Annotated in this window: 16 protein-coding genes; 14 read left to right on the top strand and 2 right to left on the bottom strand. The window is 63.1% G+C overall.

The window, feature by feature from the left end; all coding sequences use genetic code 11:
- Positions 1 to 3 precede the first annotated feature (3 nt).
- The 7 genes from OJ996_RS10035 to OJ996_RS10005 all read left to right on the top strand — a co-directional run bounded on the left by OJ996_RS10035 (position 4) and on the right by OJ996_RS10005 (position 9,383).
- The gene (locus tag OJ996_RS10035) at positions 4 to 615 is read left to right on the top strand and encodes an MBL fold metallo-hydrolase (RefSeq protein ID WP_264513418.1); all 612 of its coding nucleotides are present in this window, start codon (positions 4 to 6) and stop codon (positions 613 to 615) included.
- Between the two features lie 155 nt (positions 616 to 770).
- Positions 771 to 3,383 carry a hypothetical protein gene (locus OJ996_RS10030; RefSeq protein WP_264513417.1) on the top strand — a complete coding sequence of 871 codons (2,613 nt, stop codon included), beginning with the start codon at positions 771 to 773 and terminating at the stop codon, positions 3,381 to 3,383.
- Complete coding sequence (locus tag OJ996_RS10025) at positions 3,380 to 4,024, top strand: hypothetical protein (RefSeq protein ID WP_264513416.1); 645 nt, start codon at positions 3,380 to 3,382, stop codon at positions 4,022 to 4,024. The genes OJ996_RS10030 and OJ996_RS10025 overlap by 4 nt, the downstream gene beginning before the upstream one ends.
- A 14-nt stretch (positions 4,025 to 4,038) precedes the next feature.
- Positions 4,039 to 5,127 carry a prenyltransferase/squalene oxidase repeat-containing protein gene (locus OJ996_RS10020; RefSeq protein ID WP_264513415.1) on the top strand — a complete coding sequence of 363 codons (1,089 nt, stop codon included), beginning with the start codon at positions 4,039 to 4,041 and terminating at the stop codon, positions 5,125 to 5,127.
- Complete coding sequence (locus OJ996_RS10015; RefSeq protein WP_264513414.1) at positions 5,124 to 6,656, top strand: hypothetical protein; 1,533 nt, start codon at positions 5,124 to 5,126, stop codon at positions 6,654 to 6,656. Before OJ996_RS10020 ends, OJ996_RS10015 begins: the two co-directional genes overlap by 4 nt.
- Positions 6,646 to 7,998: a hypothetical protein gene (locus tag OJ996_RS10010; RefSeq protein WP_264513413.1), complete on the top strand. Its 1,353-nt coding sequence runs from the start codon at positions 6,646 to 6,648 to the stop codon at positions 7,996 to 7,998. Before OJ996_RS10015 ends, OJ996_RS10010 begins: the two co-directional genes overlap by 11 nt.
- Entirely contained in the window at positions 7,995 to 9,383 is a 1,389-nt protein-coding gene (locus OJ996_RS10005) for a hypothetical protein (RefSeq protein WP_264513412.1), read from the top strand. Before OJ996_RS10010 ends, OJ996_RS10005 begins: the two co-directional genes overlap by 4 nt.
- 40 nt (positions 9,384 to 9,423) lie before the next feature.
- Here the strand turns inward: OJ996_RS10005 and aat are convergent, their stop codons facing one another.
- Positions 9,424 to 10,041 (bottom strand): leucyl/phenylalanyl-tRNA--protein transferase, encoded by a 618-nt coding sequence (aat, locus tag OJ996_RS10000; protein WP_264513411.1) that lies wholly within the window; start codon positions 10,039 to 10,041, stop codon positions 9,424 to 9,426.
- Between the two features lie 69 nt (positions 10,042 to 10,110).
- Positions 10,111 to 11,238, bottom strand: coding sequence for a hypothetical protein (locus OJ996_RS09995; protein WP_264513410.1), 1,128 nt, complete (start codon positions 11,236 to 11,238; stop codon positions 10,111 to 10,113).
- A 140-nt stretch (positions 11,239 to 11,378) separates the two neighbouring features.
- Between OJ996_RS09995 and OJ996_RS09990 the strand changes: the two genes are divergently transcribed.
- From OJ996_RS09990 to OJ996_RS09960, 7 genes are all read left to right on the top strand, one after another.
- Positions 11,379 to 11,930 carry a YceD family protein gene (locus OJ996_RS09990; RefSeq protein ID WP_264513409.1) on the top strand — a complete coding sequence of 184 codons (552 nt, stop codon included), beginning with the start codon at positions 11,379 to 11,381 and terminating at the stop codon, positions 11,928 to 11,930.
- Between the two features lie 14 nt (positions 11,931 to 11,944).
- Entirely contained in the window at positions 11,945 to 12,127 is a 183-nt protein-coding gene (gene rpmF, locus OJ996_RS09985; RefSeq protein ID WP_264513408.1) for a 50S ribosomal protein L32, read from the top strand.
- A gap of 88 nt (positions 12,128 to 12,215) precedes the next feature.
- A complete protein-coding gene (plsX, locus tag OJ996_RS09980; RefSeq protein WP_264513407.1) occupies positions 12,216 to 13,244 on the top strand; it encodes a phosphate acyltransferase PlsX in 1,029 nt (342 codons plus the stop codon).
- A 178-nt stretch (positions 13,245 to 13,422) separates the two neighbouring features.
- Positions 13,423 to 14,352, top strand: a complete 930-nt coding sequence (locus OJ996_RS09975; RefSeq protein ID WP_264513406.1) for a hypothetical protein — start codon at positions 13,423 to 13,425, stop codon at positions 14,350 to 14,352.
- A 252-nt stretch (positions 14,353 to 14,604) separates the two neighbouring features.
- Positions 14,605 to 15,357, top strand: coding sequence for a hypothetical protein (locus OJ996_RS09970; protein ID WP_264513405.1), 753 nt, complete (start codon positions 14,605 to 14,607; stop codon positions 15,355 to 15,357).
- A gap of 67 nt (positions 15,358 to 15,424) precedes the next feature.
- A complete protein-coding gene (locus OJ996_RS09965) occupies positions 15,425 to 16,165 on the top strand; it encodes a hypothetical protein (protein ID WP_264513404.1) in 741 nt (246 codons plus the stop codon).
- A 61-nt stretch (positions 16,166 to 16,226) separates the two neighbouring features.
- The gene (locus OJ996_RS09960) at positions 16,227 to 17,471 is read left to right on the top strand and encodes a hypothetical protein (RefSeq protein WP_264513403.1); all 1,245 of its coding nucleotides are present in this window, start codon (positions 16,227 to 16,229) and stop codon (positions 17,469 to 17,471) included.
- Positions 17,472 to 17,526 lie beyond the last annotated feature (55 nt).

The raw sequence follows: 17,526 nt of genomic DNA, 5'->3' as shown, positions 1-17,526 counted from the left end.
GGCATGCCTAATTGCTTCACCGGTGGTTTCGTCCAGACAAATGGTTATCTGATCCAGACCCCGGATGGCGGTCACGTGCTGGTGGATGCGCCCCAAGGGGTAGCCCAATGGCTGGAGGCCCGCGGGGTGAAGCCCGTGGCGCTGCTGCTCACACACCAGCACTACGATCACGTGGAAGATGCCGCCGAGGTGGCCGCGATGGGGGCGAAGGTTTATGCATTTTCCCCCTACTCCATCGAACTCACCCTGGAGGAACGGGTCCGCTCATGGGGCATGCCCATCCATGTCGAGCCCTACCAGGTGGACGAACTGCTGGAGGGCACGGAGCGCTTGGAGATCGGCGGCCTGATGCTCGGCTTGGCCCATGTCCCCGGACATGCGCCGGATAGCGTGACCTTCTTTGCGACCGAAAGCGGCGAGCTCTACTCTGGTGACACCCTCTTCGCCGGCTCGATCGGTCGTGCCGACTTGCCGGGAGGGAACATGGGCCAACTGGTGGACGGGATCCGGGGCAAGCTTTTCGCCCTGCCAAACCCGACTCAAGTCTACCCCGGCCACGGTCCGGCCACGACGATCGGCGCGGAACGTGCTGGAAACCCGTATGTGGGGGACTGAGACCCGTTCCCGGCACCCCCGTGAAATGGCGTCTCCTACGGGAAAATCGGGCCAAAGACAGGTTTCGGGTCGCGAGAAATCCGCTGGAATTCCGACCTTTCCCCTGCGAGGTTGGTAAAGCAGATGAAACATCCGACGTTTATTGCGTAATCCCCATGGCAGAAGACCCGCAAACGCCGGTGGAAATCCCGATCCCTGAGTCGCTGCGCCAGCAGTTGGACGCGTTCCGCCGGCAGCTTTGGCGCGCGAAGATCGCGGAAGCGATTCTGGCGGGCTTCTTCGGGCTGCTGTTTTCTTTCCTGCTGGTTTTCGCCCTCGACCGGGTCTGGCAGACGCCGGCGCTGGTCCGCTTGATCATCCTGCTCGGCGGCACCTCCCTGATGGCGGTCTTCGCTCCGCTGTGGATGCACCGCTGGGTGTGGAAGCACCGCCGGGAGAGCGAGTTGGCGCGGCTGATCGCGCGCCGCTACCCCGGGCTGGGCGACCGTTTGCTGGGGGTCGTGGAACTGCAGCAACAGGTCGAGAATGCGGACACGCTCTCACCGCGCCTGCGGGCTGCGGCCATGCAGCGGGTGGCGGAGGAGGCTCAGAAGCGAAAGCTCGACGAGGCGCTGCCGGTATCCCGCCAGCGTTCGTGGACCCTTGCGGTGATCGCCCTTTTCCTGACGGCCACGGGTGCCCTTATTTTCGCGCCGAAGGCGGGCATGAGCTCGCTGAAGCGCTGGCTGATGCCGCTCTCCCCTTCCCCGCGCTACACTTTCACCAGTCTGGAGAACGTGCCGACCGATCTGCCGGTGCCACAGGGCGAGGCCTTTTCCCTGAACCTCAAACTGGCCAAGGACAGCGAATGGCGCCCGGAATCCGGTGAGGCCCGCTACGGCCGGCAGGACGCGGTGAGCGCCACGCTGCAGGAGGATCACTACCGCTTCGAGTTCCCCGCGCAGCAGGACCCGGGCTTACTGAAGGTGGAGATCGGAGACGCGAAGCACTTCATCCGCGTGACACCGACCCTGCGCCCCGCAATCACGAAGGTCTGGGGCAGCGTGAAGCACCCGGACTACCTGCAACGCCCGGACAAGGAGTTGGATCTGGGCTCGGGTGTCCTTTCCGCCGTGCAAGGCAGCAAGGTGCGGGTTACGGTCGAAGCCACCCGCGAGCTTTCCAGCGCGACTTACGGCCCGCTGAGGCTGGATGCTTCCGAGCACGGCGACGAGGGCGCGATGGGGGTGGAGGGCCCCAAGGCCCGCACGCCGGAAATCACGCTGGCGGAAGAAGGCTTCGCGATGCCGATGCACTGGCGCGACTCGATCGGGCTGGATGGTGAGAAGGGTTTCGAGATCCGGGTCGATTCCCTGCCGGATCAGCCGCCGGGCATCTACATCCAGGGCCTGCCGCGCCAGCATGTGATGCTGCCTGAGGAGACGGTGGATTTCGAGACGCTGTCGGAGGATGACTTCGGCATCCGCAGGATCGGGATCGAATGGCGCGGGGAATTCACCCGGGCCACCGACCAGACGCCGGCTACCGGCGAGATCGAACTGGGCAGCGGCGGTCCGGAGATGACCCGGCTGGCGGCGAATGCCTCCTTCTCCCCCGCGGCCTTCAAGATCACGCCGCAGAAGCTGACCCTGCGGGCATGGGCGGAGGATTACCTGCCGGGCAGGCAGCGCGCCTACTCGGAGCCGGTGACGCTCTTCGTGCTCACGCACGACGAGCACGCGCAGATGCTCAAGACGCAGTTCGACCGGGTGATCGGCGAGCTGGAGGATTTGGCCCGTCGCGAGCGCAATCTCTACGAGGAAAACCAGCGGCTGGAAAAGATGAGCCCCGAGGAGCGCAAGAAGGATGAAAACCTGAAGCGCATGGAGGCCCAGCAGGATGCCGAGGGCCAGCAGGCCGAGAAGATGAAGGAGCTGGCCGAGAAGATGGAAGAACTCTTCAAGGGCAGCGCGCGCAACGGCTCGATCGACAAGGAGACCATGAAGAAGATGGCGGAGTCGATGCAGTCGATGCAGGAGCTCTCGCAGAAGGACATGCCGGAGGTGGAGAAGAAGCTGGGCGAGGCACAGGACCAGCGGAACACCGACGAGAAGGCACAGGAAAACATGGAAGATGCCGTCGAGCAGCAGAAGCAGGCGCTCGAGAAGATGCAGGATGCGGTGAACAAGGCGAACGACGCGAACCAGCGCTTCGAGGCCAGCACCTTCGTGAACCGCCTGAAGAAGGCGGCTACCGAGCAGGAGGGCATCGGCATCAGCGTTTGGGAGAACATCGGTCGCACCGGCGGACTGTCCCGCGACGAACTCGACCCCAAGGACGAGGGCCTGCTTTCCGACGTGATCCGCCAGCAGGCGAACACGACTTCCGACGTGCGCTGGATCCAAGAGGATCTGAACCACTTCTTCACCCGCACGAACAAGGAAGCCTATCGCAAGATCCTGGACGCGATGACCGAGTCGCGGATCGATCTTGCGCTGGAGGATCTGCGCGGCGAACTCGAACTGAATCACGGCGGCGTGGCCCGCCAGTCCTCCGGAGCGTGGGCGGAAAAGCTCAAGGAGTGGGCCAAGCTGCTCGAAGGCGAGCAGAAGAACGGCCAAGGCGGTGGCGGTGCGGGCAGCGCCGGAGCCAACGAGGATGAAGATTTCGAGTTCATGCTGCGGGTCATGAAAATGATCCAGCAGGAGCAGGACATCCGGGCCCGCACCCGCGCGCTGGAAACCCTGCGCCGCTCTTACGAAGGAAAGCCCTCAGAGACCAAACCATGAAAGCCGCCGCTCTCTTGATCCTGTCCGCCGTGCTGGCCACGGCTGAGGAAGAAAAGGCCGATCTGGCGACGAAGATCGCGCAGCACCAGGAAGGTGCCCGTGAGCTGGCGGAGAAGCAGGACGAACTGGCCGCGGACGTGCAGCAGCTCATCATCGAGCAAACGCAGCCGACGGTGATCGAACTGTTAGAAGGTGTGAACGACGCAATGGACGAAGCCTCCGGCATGCTGCTGGAGCACGACACCGGCGGCGTGACGATCGCGGCGGAAACGGACGTCATCGAAAAGATCTTCGCCGCGGCCAAGGAACGGCAGAAGCAACAGCAATCCGAGAACGGCCAGCAGCAGGGTGAAAGCGGCGGCGCGATGATGGACATGATGCAGCGCATGCTCGGCATGTCCCCGGATGGCGAGCAACCGGGAGGACAACCCGGCGGCAAGCCGAGCCAACAAGGCGACGGCGAGGGCTCGACCGGTCTCTCCGACACGGCGAACGGTGCCAATGGCGGAGCTGCCGCAGGTGGCAAGACCGAGGAACGCCGCGTGCCGAAGGCATCCGGCACCGCAGGCCAAGCCCTGCCGAAGGAATTCCAACAAGCTTTGGACGCATACAACCGCGAGGCGGAGAAACTGGCGAAATGAGAGGGAGAAGAATAATGACGAATTCAGAATTTCCGAATGACGAAGGTCGTGTTTCGGGAAAGGGGCAGGCGATTGCGCGGGGCAAGACATTCTCATTCTTCAGAACACTTCATTCGGCATTCGCGAATTCGGCATTCGTCATTCCCCTGCTGCTCTCACCCGTTGCTTCCGCCCAAGACCTTCCCCGCCGTCCGGACGATCCGGTGCCGGCACAGGTGGACACCATGTTCGACCGCGGCCTCGCTTACCTGGCGAAAAACCAGAACCAGCAGGGCTGCTGGAACGACAGCATGGGCAGCGAGCCTGGCGTGGTCGGGCTCTGCGTGATCGCCTTTCTGGCCCACGGCGAGGACCCGAACCACGGCATGTATGCCGGTGTCATTGCCAAGGGACTCGACTATATCCTGAGCCAGCAGAACCAGACCAACGGTTACATCGGCAACAGCATGTATAACCATGGCTTCGCCACGCTGGCGCTGGCGGAGGCATACGGCGCGGTGGACAACCCGAAGGTCGCCCCCGCGCTCAAGAAAAGCGTGGAACTCATCCTCAGCGCCCAGAAGCGGAACCGCTCCGAGGCATGGCGCTACACACCCGATAGCACGGACGCGGATACCACCGTCTCCGGCTGCCAACTGGTGGCGCTCTATGCCGCGCGCAATGCCGGCCTGCCGGTGCCGGACGAGGCACTCAAGAAGGGTCTGGCCTACATGGCACGCTGCCGCGGCGGCGATGGCTCCTACGGCTACACCTCGGCCAGCGGTGGCAAGCCCACCCTGACCGCCATCGGCGTGCTCTGTCTCGCGCTGGCGAAGGAGAAGGAGGGCAAGGGCTTCCAATCCTCCCTAGACTTCCTGAAAGGCCAGATGTCCTACCGCGACCGGCACTACCCCTACTACTTCGAGTATTACATGTCGCAGGCGCTCTTCCATGCGGATCCGGAGACTTGGAACGAATGGAATACCAAGAACATCCGCTACCTCTCCACCATCCAGGCCCGCGACGGGTCATGGCCGGGGAACAAGGGCCAATCGTTCAATACCGCGGGATCCCTGCTTTCGCTGGCCCTGAATTACCGCTTTCTTCCCATCTACGAGAAATGATCCGAAGCCTGGCCATCGCCGCGCTATTCACCACGCCGCTCCTCGCCCAGGAGAAGGCGCAGGACCATCTGCGTTTCACGAACGGCGACCAGTTGGAAGGCCGCTTTGGCGGCATCAATCCCAGCGGGAAGATCTTCTGGGAGCGTCCGGACATCGCGGCACCGATCGAGCTGCAGCGGGACAAGGTGCGGCAGGTGGTGCTGCGCAATGCGCGCCCGGTCTCCCCGCTCACCGATCCCTGCCATATCACGCTGGTGAATGGCGACCGCATTCCCGGCAGGGTGGCGGCGGCGGACGAGCATGAGATGACCCTTGAATCGACCGCGGCGGGCACCATCACCCTGCCCCGCGATACGATCGCGGCGATTTCCCCGAACCCCTTCGGCGGGCGCTTGCTCTACGCGGGCCCCTTCGATGAGAAGGGCTGGCACATCGTGCCGGTGGATCGCGGCGGGGATGATCCTTTCGCAGCCGATGGAGCCGGTCCCCGTGCGGACAACAAGAAAAAGCCGAAAGACGACGAGGAGAACAAGCCCGCGTGGTCCCACGCCGGTGCGGCCTGGTATTCGCGCGGCGGTGGCGATGCGCTGACCTACGATGCGGGCATGCCGGACCGCTCGCTACTGCGCTTCAAGCTCGGCTGGCGTTCCCGTCCGACGGTGGCGGTGGCATTCCATGCGGATTTTACCCAGCCCGTGCCGAAGAAGAAAGAAGGTGATGGCGATGAGGGCGAGGATCGCCCCCCGGTCGGCATGATGCCGAACTTCGCCCGGCTTTTCGGCACCGCCTACGTGCTGAACTTCAATTCCGGTTACGTCCACCTGCAGCGCACCGGCTTCGATGAAGAGGGCAATCCCGAAGTCGAGCGTGTGCGCGTGGGGGCGACCACGGTGCGACTGCCGGATACCGGCGACGCGATTTTCGAGATCCGCTGCGACCGCAAGGAGGGCAGCATCTCCGTCTACATCAACAACGAGTTCGCGGTGCAGTGGTACACGGCGGAGGAGGGTGAAGCACCCGATCCTTCCGGCACCTCATACAAAGCACCGGGCGGCGGCTTCGGCTTCCATGTGCAGGGCGGCACCACGCAGATCCGCATCTCCGACATCGTGGTCGCGGAGTGGAACGGCATGACCGACTCCGCCCGCAGCATGGAGAGCGAGCAGCAGGACATCGTGCTGTTGAACAACGGCACCGACCGTTTCTCCGGCAGGGTCCGCTCGATCCATGAGAACCAGGTGGAGATCGAGGCCAAGTATGCCTCGCTGAAGATCCCGATGCAGGACGTGGCGGAGATCCACTTCGCCCGCGAAGGCCGCCGCAAGACGGAGGAGACGCCGGAATCCGCAATCACCGTGCACATGCAGCCGGTGGGCAGGATCAGCGGTGTGCCGCTCAGCGCTGCGGAGGGCCGCATGCAGATCGAATCGCAACTGGCCGGGAAGATCGATCTCGATCTGGCCCCTGCCGTGGTGCTGGAATTCCAGTCCACCGGCGGATTCCTGGATGAATGGGAAGATGACCTCTGAGCCCCTCCCCTCCGTGCACCGCTTCCCCTACATCATCTTTCCGATCCTGGCCGCGACCGCCCTCGCGGACGACGTGATCCTGAATGAAGGCTCGCGTCTCTCCGGCACGGTCACGGCGATGAATCCCGCCGGCGAACTGTCGCTCGAAAGTCCCCTCTCCTTCGAACCCTTCCACCTCCGGCCGGAGGGGATCAAGCGGGTGGAGTTCTCCACTCCGAAGACCTCGATCCCCGACGAGCACGACGCCATGCTGGTGCTCGCGAATGGCGATCAATTCGCCTGTGATCTGAAGGCCGTGGACGGGGATTCCGTGCAGGTCCACACCGCCTTCGCCGGAGATCTCGATATCCCCCGCCCTCTCGTCGGCACCGTGCAGCTCGGCGTGAAGCCGCGGAAGACCATCTACAAGGGCCCGCAGAGCGACAATGGCTGGACCATCCGCAACGGTTGGCGCTTCGACGGCAACATGTTCGTGACGGATGGCAACGGTACGCTGGCGCGACGCTTCGAGACTCCCGGCTCCTATGCCATCAAGTTCAGGCTCGCGTGGCGGAACACGCCGAACATCCAGATTTTCTTCGCCGATGATCTGATGGAGACCACGGGCAGGACGGATCGCTATCACCTGTCCTTCGATGGCTCCGGCTTGCAACTCAAGCGGCAGATCCGCGGCGATTCGTATCCGAACAAGGACATGCACTCGCTGCGGATGGATCCCGCGGACTTCAGCGATTCCCAGATCGAGATCGAGCTGCGGGTGGATCGCAAGCTGTCGCTGGTCCACCTCTACGTGAACGGCCAGCCGGAAGGCAAATATGCCGACCCCATGAAGGAGACGCCTGCCGGGCAGGGACTGATGTTCTACAGCAAGATCGCAGGCGACGAGATCATGACGGTGCAGGATCTGGAGATCCGCGAATGGGATGCCTCCGCGGACCGCCATCGCAGCGAGACGAGGGGCGACGAAACCAAGGACGTGGTGATCACGCGGACATCAGACCGCAGCACCGGAGAAATCCTGGGGCTGAAGGATGACAAGGTGCTCTACAAGAGCCCGCACTATCCGGAGCCGGTGGAGCTGCACACCTCCGAGATCTCCACGCTCTTCTTCGCCCGCAAGCCGGATCAGGCGACGGCGAAGGCCGCTCCGCTCAAGCTGGACCTGCGGCTTCGTGCTTCCCTTTCCATCGCCGCCTGCGAGTTCGCGGATGATCATTTCAAGGTGACCCACCCCTTGCTCGGGGAGCTGGAAGTGAAGCGGGAAGCCGTGGCCCGCCTCGATCGCAAGCCGGTGGTGGAGGAACCCGAAGAACCCGAACCGGAGGAAGCCGAGGAAGAATGAAAACGCCCCTCCTTCTCCTTTTGCTGCCTGCCCTGCTGCACGCGGCACCCGTCTCCGAAGTGCGCTGCACGGATGGCAGCCAGTTCAAGGGCACCCTGTTAGACATCGGCACGGACCGTGCAAGCTTCTCGGCGGACTTCCTGGCCAGGCCGGTGCCGCTGAAGCTGGATCATATCCTGGAGCTCACGCTGCCGCCGCATCGCGGGGACTTCACCGGCGATCACATCGCCAGCGCCCTGCTGAGCAATGGCGATACGCTGCGCGGGGAACTGAGCGGCGTGACCGACAAGGAAATCTCCCTGCGCACCTGGTATGGCGGCGAGATGAAGCTGCGCCGCAGCATGGTGGACACGCTGGATATCCAGAACCGCCCGGAACTGATCTACGCCGGCCCCACCGGGCTGGAGGGTTGGACGCAATCGAGCCCGGACTCCTGGCTCTACGAGGACAACCAGCTCCGCCCGAAGAAGTCCTCCATGATCGCCCGCGAGCTGGAGCTGCCGCAGAAGATCCACTTCGCCTTCGACATGGCCTGGCGCTCGCAGCCGCGCTTCCGCTTCATCTTTTGCAGCGACGACATTCTTTCGAGTAATCCGGACAACTGCTATGTCCTGATGACCAACGGCCACTACTTCGAGCTGCGCAAGAGCACCTCGCGCAATAGCCCCGCCGCCTTGGGCCCCTCGATCCAGATCCCCGAATTCCGCAGCCGCGAGAAAATCCGGGTGGAGCTGCTGGTGGACCGCAAGACCGGCCTGATCCGCTTGATGGTGAACGGGCGGATCGCGGCGGATTGGACCGATCCCGAGCCTCAGGTGGGGGCGATGGGCGGGGGTATCCATTTCGAAGGGAACGACAACTCCCTGCGCTTCTCCCGCATCGAAGTGAACTCGTGGGACGGTACCGTGGAAGGAAAGGCCGAGATTCCGGACGATGGCTTCCTGGACGAAATGGACGAGGACGCACCGAAGGCCGAGGAGCCTGAACCGGACCCCACCCGCATCCGCCTGCGAAACAACGACCACATCGAGGGCGAGATGAAGGGCATCGAAGGCGGCAAGGTGCAGTTGAAGACCCAGTTCGGCGATATGGAGCTACCGGTTTCCCGGCTGCGGTCCTTCCCCCTGCGCGGCAAGAAGGAGCGGGATGACTACACGCTGGGCCTCTACGAGAAGCCGAAGCGCTACACCGGCGACGTGCGGGCTTGGTTCACCGATGGCTCGCGGGTCACCTTCCGCCTCGAGAGCGCGGAGAACGGGCGACTCAAAGGCTATGCCCAAGCCTTCGGCCAAGTGGACTTCGACCTGAAGGCCTTCACGCGCATCGAGTTCAACCTCTACGACCCGGAGCTGGAGGAACTGCGCTCCGCGGACGCGCGTTGGTAGACCCGGGAGCGGTGCAAGGTCCCGGCAGGGGCTCAGAAGCTCACTCCGGCCCCAGCACGGGCGGATGGAAGGAACTGCCCTGATCGCCAACGGCGACCTTCAGGCGGCGCTGGTATTCGTCCCGCGGGATCTCCTGTCCGCCCAGACGACGGAGATGATCCGTGAGCCATTGCGTGTCCAGCAAGATGAAGCCGCGGGCCCGGAGTTCTTCCACCAAGGCAACGAGCGCGATCTTGGAGGCGTCCGTCTTGCGGGAAAACATGCTCTCGCCGAAGAAGGCCCGGCCCAACGCGACACCGTAGAGCCCGCCCTGTAGACCCTCCTCGTCATGGCACTCCACGGAGTGGGCGTAGCCGAGGCGATGGAGCAGGCAGTAGCTCTCCAGGATGGTGGTGTCGATCCATGTCCGGTCACGGTTGGCACAGCCCTGCATGGTGCCGCGGAAGTCGCTATCCCACTTTACGGTAAAGGGTTGCTTCTTCATCACCCGCCTCAGCCCGTGCGGGACGTGAAAGCCGCCATCGAGCGGGATGATACCGCGCATCAGCGGGGAGAACCAGGTGAGTTCGCCCTGGTCTGCCATCGGGAAAACGCCTTGGGCATAGGCACCGAGAAGCACCTGCGGCGGGATGATCTGGGCTGGCGGGAATCCGGACACCGTATAGTCAGGGTGAATCTAGCAGCGATTTCAACAAGCGCTCAATCGATTTGCACGGCAGGCGGCCGACTAGCCGCCGATGCGAAAGGTCATGGTCCCCTCCCCCTCGTTGATACCGGCTCCGGGCACAAAAGTCGTGTTACCGGTGGCGACATCGACCTTGAAAACCCAGCGGGAATGCATGTTGTTATGGTTGCGAGTGACCCGGATGTGGTCGGGCGAGAGGATCTCAAGGCCGCCGCGGTCGAGCTTGCCGTCTTTCCGGACTCCGGAGAGCAAGACCTCACCGTCTTTAAGAAGTTCGCACCTCTTTCCATCAAGGAGAGTTCTAAGCACGTCGCAACTTGCCCGGCGAACCTTTATCTTCTCTTCGAGATCGGCGAGAATCACTTGGGTCTTCGCGGGAAGCGGCGCGCGCAATTCCCGATCGATCCTCTCCAAGGCTTCCTTGTTTCCGGCCTCCTCCGCCACCATTGCGAGTTCATAGAGCCGGAAGATGTAGCGATCGCGATGAGTCGCGATCACATCGGTGAGCGAAAGATCCCGACTCTGCTCCAAGAATAGCCGCTCAAAATCGAACTTCGACTTGGCGCTGAAGGTCCGGTGCATGTCGAGCCGGGTCCGATAATGGAGATGGATCTCCTCATCGCGCTTTCGGGCAGCCGATTCGACATTTGGGATGATCGATCCGGGCTGGATCATCTCCGTATCCCAGCGGGTGTTGTATTTGTCCCGCTGCGGATCGGTGAGGTCGGAGATCGGGATGAATGCCGTGCCACCTGCATGGACCACCTCGATCCCGTCGCGCCGGATCTTCTTCACCGTGAGCTGGGAGTAACTAGCCCCCTGCCTGGTGGTGAAGGTGGGAACCACTTCATTGAAGACGGGGTCGTGCGGAGAGCGGATGCGTAACTTCAGAGCGGTGCTTCGGGCGACGTTCAAGGGATAGCGAGGCCAATCGAAGTCCTTGGGAGCACTCCGCCGTCCCTGCTTCTCGGCCTCCGCGACCGCCCGCGAGAAGATCGAATTGGGATCGGCCAAGGCAGGGTAGAGCCGGACCGCCTCCTGCTTGGACTCCTCCAGCTTTCGGTCGAACTCCGCCCCAGTCGGTGGAACAGGCAGTCTCGCGTCGAAGGGATCGACGGCGAGGACAAGCGGCAAGCATAACCGGGCGGCGAACTGGGCAAGCGCGAACATGGGGCGGGACCGGACGAACGGACCAGATCTTGATATCATAAGGGACTCCCCGGCAAGCCGGGTCCTTCGCTGATCCGAAATAATCGCTCCCACGGGCATGCGGGGAAGCAGCGTTCTCATTTCCCGTTGCACCGCACCGGATGCCGGTTGAAATCCTCGGCACAATCCACCACGCTGCCCGTCCGATGCAAGAGCGCCTCATCATCGACCTCGCCACCCTGCCGGAAGAAGGCAAGGACTTCAGCGGCGAGCTGTCGCCCGAACTTTTCGATCTGCCGGAGCACGATCCCTCGAAGCCCGTCGGCCCGCTGGTCTACGAGCTGCGGGTGCAACGTTTCGCCTCCGAATTATTGCTCACCGGCAGTCTTTCCGCCCCCTTTGAACTGACCTGCGTGCGGACCATTCACCCCTTCACGAAGACCCTTCGGGTGGACCCGGCGAATGTCTCGGTAGAGATTGAGCAGGAAGGACCTATGGATGTGACCGAAGCCCTGCGGGAGGAGATCCTGCTGGAGATCCCGGATCACCCGCGCTGCGATGAGGCGGACGAACCGATGCATTGTGAGATCGATCCCCGCTATTTGGCAGTAGACAAACCGGACGGGGATACGGTAGAGACCCGCCCCCGCGCGACGGGGGACGACCGCTGGGCCGCCCTCGACGCACTGGATAACCTCGATTCCGAACGCTAAATTCTCTTACCGCCATGGCCGTACCAAAGCGCCGTCAGTCCAAAAGCCGGCAGAAGATGCGCCGCGGCGCCAATCGCTGGCGCGCACCGATTTTCAAGACCTGCCCGGAGTGCAGCAGCCGCGTGCCTTCGCACATCGCCTGCCCGTCCTGCGGCTACTATGCCGGTCGCAAGGTGATTGAAGTGGATGCGCTCTAAAGCGCCCCGCACCGGATTTCTCAAGATCGCCGTGCCGGTTCGTCCGGCCCGGTGATTTCTTGTGCCCGGTGCCTGCGACCTGCCCGCCATGAAAGTAGCACTCGATGCCATGGGTGGCGACCACGCCCCTGCCGTGAATATCGGCGGGGCGAAGGAAGCGCTGCAACTCTACCCGAAGATCGAGAAGATCTTCCTGGTGGGCGATGAGACGGCCGTGAAGGCCGAGTGTGCGGCACAGGGACTCTCCCTCTCCGATCCGCGGGTGGAGATCGTCCACGCGCCGGAGACCGTCGGCATGGCGGAATCCGGGGCGAAGGCGGTGCGCGGCAAGAAGAAGTCGTCCATCAATGTGGCGATGGACTTGGTGAAGTCGGGCGAGGCACATGCCTTCGTCTCCGCCGGGAACACGGGAGCCGCCGTGGCCTCCGCCACCATCAAGCTTCGACTGATCGAAGGCGTGGATCGCGCGGGCATCGCCTCCGGTCTGCCGAACGAACACGGCGTGTGCCACCTGCTGGATGCGGGTGCGAACCCGGAAGCCAAGCCGGAGCACCTGCTGGTTTATGCCATCATGGGCAGCGCCTTCGCCCGCGGCGTGCTGGGCGTGAAGCAACCCCGCGTCGGCCTGATGTCGAACGGCGAGGAAGACGAGAAGGGCACGACCTTCACCAAGGAAACTTTCGCGCTGCTCAAGCAGTTCGCGGACAGCGGCAAGGCTCCCTTCGAATTCGTGGGGAACGTGGAAGGCCACGACCTCTTCGAGACGAAGCTGGATGTGGTGCTCTGCGACGGCTTCACCGGCAACGTGGTGCTGAAGTCCTGCGAGGCGACGGCCAAGGCGATGTTCAAGTGGCTGAAGGCGGAGCTGAAGAGCAGCCCGATCCGGATGCTCGGAGCGAAGATTTCAAAGGGCGCCTTCATGGCGCTGAAGGAGCGCGCCAGCGCGGAGTCCTACGGCGGCAGTCCCCTGCTCGGCGTGAATGGCGTGGTGATCATCGCCCACGGCGGCTCGACCGCAGTGGCCGTGCGCAACGCGATCCGCGTGGGCATGGAGACCTACGAGCACAAGGTGAATCCTCACATCGCGGAAGGCCTGAAGCAGGTGCAGGCGATTTGACTACCTCAGGCGACTGGCCGGGACCTTGCCATATCGACGTAGACGCGGTGGTGACACCGCGGGAAGCAAGGGTGGTTCCCGCTACTCCCTTCGCGCTTTCACAAGCGCGCCTACCTTGATCGAAGGCATATCCACACCGCCGGATTGCACATCTCCCGGCTTGTGCTCTGATCACAGGATGAAGCGCTTTCTGGCGGGATGCATGGCTTGGGGTTTATGGATCACCGGTGCCGGGGCCACTCCTCCGGATGTCGTGGTCATCGACGAGCGCCTGCTGGGTGCGAATGCGGACAACTATGCCGTGCTGCGCAGCGAGTTCGACAACTTGGGGAGCTACTACAACAGCAACACCAAGGTTTTCTTGGAAGAGCGCTCGAAGGCCACGGGCAAGAACCTGAAGCAGGTGCTGCTGACGGATGCGAAGCGCATGATCGATCCCGAGCACGAGGATCCCGCCACGCAGCCTAAGGTCACCGTGGAGGTGAAGCATCAGGACAAGGAGCTCGGTCTTGGCGATGTGCTGGCGCGCTATCCCCTGCTAAGCGACAGCAGGAGCCCGGCGGACCTCGAAGGCTTCGCCGTCAGCGATGACCAGTCGGTCACCTTCGGCGAAACGATGACCCTCTTCGCCCGGGCACAGGTTGTCGGCGAAATCTTCGGCGGCCGCTTGGAAGAGACCCCGGTGACCGTGTTGGAAGTGAACGACCAAGGCAGCGAGATCTACCTGAAGCTCTCCAAGCACGACGAGGATCTGGGCGATGGCGAGTCCCACTGGGCCTGCGTGGGAAGCGCGCTCACCCTGCAGGTGCGGGCACATCGGACGAAGGAGCCCATCTACCTGAGAGCCGGGACCTTCCCCGACAAGGCCGCCGCGCTGGCGAAGGCTGCGGAATGGAAGGAGCTCGGCAGGGAGAAGAAGGTGAGCGGCTTCGACCCGGAGATCTGGTCCACCGGCAGCGATGCCGGAAGCGCGCGCTACCACGTGGTGCTGAGAAACTCGGGCGACCTGATCGAACGCGAAGCTTCGGGAGCGATCGCAGAAGCCCTCGGGCTCTCGCTTCAGGCGGTATCCGGGGAGAAGTTCCTTGAATGGACCCCGGTAAAGTAGGCGCGATGGTTACACCGCCTGCCGAAGCGAAAAAAGTCGGCCTTGCCGGCCACTTCCTTGCTAAAAGCCTAGCGCTCCCGGTAGCCAAAATTGGCGCTTCCCTGTTAATCTGGAGATACGACGGAGGTGGCAAGGATGCCCGCACCAATGGGGTGTGGATTCTCCGTCGAGGGATGGCGGGAGTGGTCGCGTGATGCATCCGCGGATCCGTCTCCCGATGGTCATGAGCAAGGGAGAAAGGGAAAGAAGACGATGATTGTGGAGCCGGATTTGATTCACCATTGGAAGTTCCGCCTGCTGAGCCGGGCGATTGGAGGAGCACAGGCCTTCCGGGCTTTGTATAACCTGTGGGGACATGCGCAGGCACGGCGGCAATGGATCTTCCGCCTGCATCCGGCCAAGCTGGGAGCAATCTGCGATGTCGATTGCCCGGACGAGAAGCTGTGGGAACGGATGACCGATCCGGAGTCCGGCTGGCTGGTCCCGCGTGGCACCTGGTGGGAAGTGCGCGAGTGGGCGAACCTGAACCGCACCATGGTCCATGCCTGGACCGTGCGCTCCGCGGGCAGGCTGCCCTGGATGGACGACTACGAGGCCGAAGTGCCGGAGAACAAGGGCAAGCCGATGATGCCACCGCCTCTTGAGAAACCGGACCGCAAGGGCACGCGATCGACTGACCCATCACCGGATGCTTCTGCTGACACCCCGAAGAGAGGAGAGAAGAATAGACGAGAGAAGAGTGAGAGTGAGAATCACGAAAGCGCACACTCACCTCTTTGTACTCTCGAGGAAGCACGGGAATACGGGCTCACGCTCAGGATGGACTGCAAGGCCGTGGACCTCTGGTGGCACCAACGGAATGCCTCCGGCTGGCGCAAGGGCTCGGGGACGAATGGGCCGGGTGGCCGCATCCATAGCTGGAAGAGCGACCTGACCGCATCCAAGGGATGGGCGGAAGAACGCAGCGGCACGGCCCCGCCGAAGAAGCTGGTCCTGCGGCTGTAAGCCCGGTGATGCCGGTTAAGGAATTGGACATCCTCTCCACCGGCGGCTCATCCTCGCGTCACTGTCGATGACTCCGAGCAAGCGTTCGCGATGGCCTCTCTGGCTGGCCCTGGTGCTCCTGTGCCTGGGCCTGCTGGTGCCGAGGCTACTGCAAGAAGGTCTTGGCAAGAACGAAGCGACCGCTTCTTGGGGAGGCGGGGACGCGAAGGCTGAGCCCTCTGCGATAGCGGCTGCAGAGCCAAGCAAGGCCCGCAGCGCCAGCACCCGTGAGGAAGCATCCCCTGCCCCGCTCGCAACGGTGCCGGCGAGGCGTGCCGGAGGGCGCTTGATGAAGGCATTCGAAGTCATGGAAGCGACACGCACCAAGCGGATCGAGCGCATCACCAAGCAAACCTCCGAGGGACCGGTGGACGCCTATTTGCTAGGAATCGATCCACCGGATGCGGAACAGATCGCGGAGGCACGGGCCCTCATCACCCAAGCCATGGCCGAGGTGGACCCGGCATCCCGGGAGGAACTGGACGAGCGGATCGAAGAGCTGGTGGATACTTACGATCTGCTCGGTAAGATCGGTAAACGGGCCGCAATTGTGAATGTGCCCCACGATCCCGAGGGTCGGACCTATGCCATGGTCGTTCCTTGCCAGGACTACGAAGCGCAAGTCGCCTTGCTGGATCCACCGGACGGTCGTCTGGAGCTCCAAGACCCCGTCTTCTACTCTCCTTCGCAGGGCCAACCGCTGACCCGTTTCTCCGCCATCATCAAGGCGTGGAACGAGGACGACGCGGCCAAGGCGGAGGGGCGCTGAACTGCGGCGGATGTTTCATTGCCCGGGTGACGCGGCTCGGGCAGGATGGGTCTAGGAAGTTATGCCGAAGTTTCAATGCAAGCAGTGTGGCCGGACGGCGGACTCGGGCAGCGGATTCACCCCGGTCGAGACGCGCTGTCCCACATGCGAGATCGAGATGAGCCCGCTTTCGCCGGAGTCCCCGCCCTCCGAGGTCCAGCCCGCGCCTGCCGCGGCCCCACCGCCGGTTCATCCGTTCTTCGTCGGGCCTGCGCCCACTCCAGCACCGCCGCAGAAAAGCTCCCGCGTCTGGATCTACGTCTCGACCTTGTTGGCGGCAGCCTTCGCGATCAGCGCCTCGTTCATCAGGAATACCAGCGATACGACTCCGGATCAGATCGGCTACACGGCGGGTCTCGGGGTCGGCATGTTGCTCGTCCAGATATTGATTGCGCTGCTGGTGGGCTCGCTGGCAGCCGCCTTGCTGCTTGCATTCAAGCGCCCCTTCCGGAGTTCCCTCGCCAAGACTTACAGCTTCTCCGTATTCACCATCGCCGCACTGGCATTCCTTGGAACCTTGGTCAGCGTGCTACCGGAGCACTCTAGGAAGAAGAAGGATCATCAGGTCCAGCAGGTGGATGGCATGATGGAGGACATGGAGAAAGCGCTGTCCGAGAGCCGCGAGGCCGACGGCACGCCGAAGCAAACCGACTTCCGGATCCAGCAGGGCGACCTGCCGAGAGGTGCCAGCAGCATGGAGGTGGCCCGCCACCTGATGCAGTCGGTGATGAACGACTCGATCGCCATGCAGAACGAATATGTGGCGACGATGGAGAAGGAAGGGCTGATGCGGCTCTTGGTCCCGGAGCGGCTCGATGCGGACAAGGACTTCAGCGAAAGCCGGCAGATCGCCTCCGCGCTGCGCGAAACCGCGGAGCGCTACAAGGTGAAGAGCCTGGCGATCGTGAACAGCATCCCGGAACGCCTGGAGAAGTATGACCTCAGCGCCGCCGACAAGAAGTCCTACCTGAGAGGCTATGAGAACCGCACCAAGGATGGCCCGAACATCGCCGAGGAGAACTGGCGGCTCGAACTCTCCATCATGGATCACATGGACAGGGCCATCGATCACCTGGAGGCCACCCGCAGCGATTGGATGCTGGAAGAGGGAGCACTCGCCTTCGTGAACGACGCGGATCTGGAGACCTACAACGGGATCATGGCGGACATCGATGCCGCCGCCGCCGCGCAGACGAGGCTCCACGAGCAGGCGAAGGAGAACTTCAAGGAGAAGTCCCAGACCCTGAAAAAGGAGATCGGGGAGTGAGAAATCCGCGGTGTAGACCGCCGCAATTCGCGCTTCGCAGGCGTGCCGGGGACGT

It is taken from the genome of Luteolibacter rhizosphaerae (assembly GCF_025950095.1).
GTDB classification, from domain to species: Bacteria; Verrucomicrobiota; Verrucomicrobiia; order Verrucomicrobiales; family Akkermansiaceae; genus Haloferula; species Haloferula rhizosphaerae.
Note: the sequence above shows the minus strand (reverse complement) of the source record. Positions and strands in the feature narration are given on the sequence as shown.

Bases quoted from the DNA above. Each gene is read 5' to 3' on its own strand.
- OJ996_RS09960 (WP_264513403.1), top strand. From the start codon at position 16,227: ATGCCGAAGTTTCAATGCAAGCAGTGTGGCCGGACGGCGGACTCGGGC.
- OJ996_RS10025 (WP_264513416.1), top strand. From the start codon at position 3,380: ATGAAAGCCGCCGCTCTCTTGATCCTGTCCGCCGTGCTGGCCACGGCT.
- OJ996_RS09965 (WP_264513404.1), top strand. From the start codon at position 15,425: ATGACTCCGAGCAAGCGTTCGCGATGGCCTCTCTGGCTGGCCCTGGTG.
- OJ996_RS09995 (WP_264513410.1), bottom strand. From the start codon at position 11,238: ATGTTCGCGCTTGCCCAGTTCGCCGCCCGGTTATGCTTGCCGCTTGTC.
- OJ996_RS10005 (WP_264513412.1), top strand. From the start codon at position 7,995: ATGAAAACGCCCCTCCTTCTCCTTTTGCTGCCTGCCCTGCTGCACGCG.
- OJ996_RS10010 (WP_264513413.1), top strand. From the start codon at position 6,646: ATGACCTCTGAGCCCCTCCCCTCCGTGCACCGCTTCCCCTACATCATC.
- OJ996_RS09990 (WP_264513409.1), top strand. From the start codon at position 11,379: ATGCCGGTTGAAATCCTCGGCACAATCCACCACGCTGCCCGTCCGATG.
- OJ996_RS09975 (WP_264513406.1), top strand. From the start codon at position 13,423: ATGAAGCGCTTTCTGGCGGGATGCATGGCTTGGGGTTTATGGATCACC.
- OJ996_RS09970 (WP_264513405.1), top strand. From the start codon at position 14,605: ATGATTGTGGAGCCGGATTTGATTCACCATTGGAAGTTCCGCCTGCTG.
- OJ996_RS10020 (WP_264513415.1), top strand. From the start codon at position 4,039: ATGACGAATTCAGAATTTCCGAATGACGAAGGTCGTGTTTCGGGAAAG.
- OJ996_RS10030 (WP_264513417.1), top strand. From the start codon at position 771: ATGGCAGAAGACCCGCAAACGCCGGTGGAAATCCCGATCCCTGAGTCG.
- plsX (WP_264513407.1), top strand. From the start codon at position 12,216: ATGAAAGTAGCACTCGATGCCATGGGTGGCGACCACGCCCCTGCCGTG.
- rpmF (WP_264513408.1), top strand. From the start codon at position 11,945: ATGGCCGTACCAAAGCGCCGTCAGTCCAAAAGCCGGCAGAAGATGCGC.
- OJ996_RS10035 (WP_264513418.1), top strand. From the start codon at position 4: ATGCCTAATTGCTTCACCGGTGGTTTCGTCCAGACAAATGGTTATCTG.
- OJ996_RS10015 (WP_264513414.1), top strand. From the start codon at position 5,124: ATGATCCGAAGCCTGGCCATCGCCGCGCTATTCACCACGCCGCTCCTC.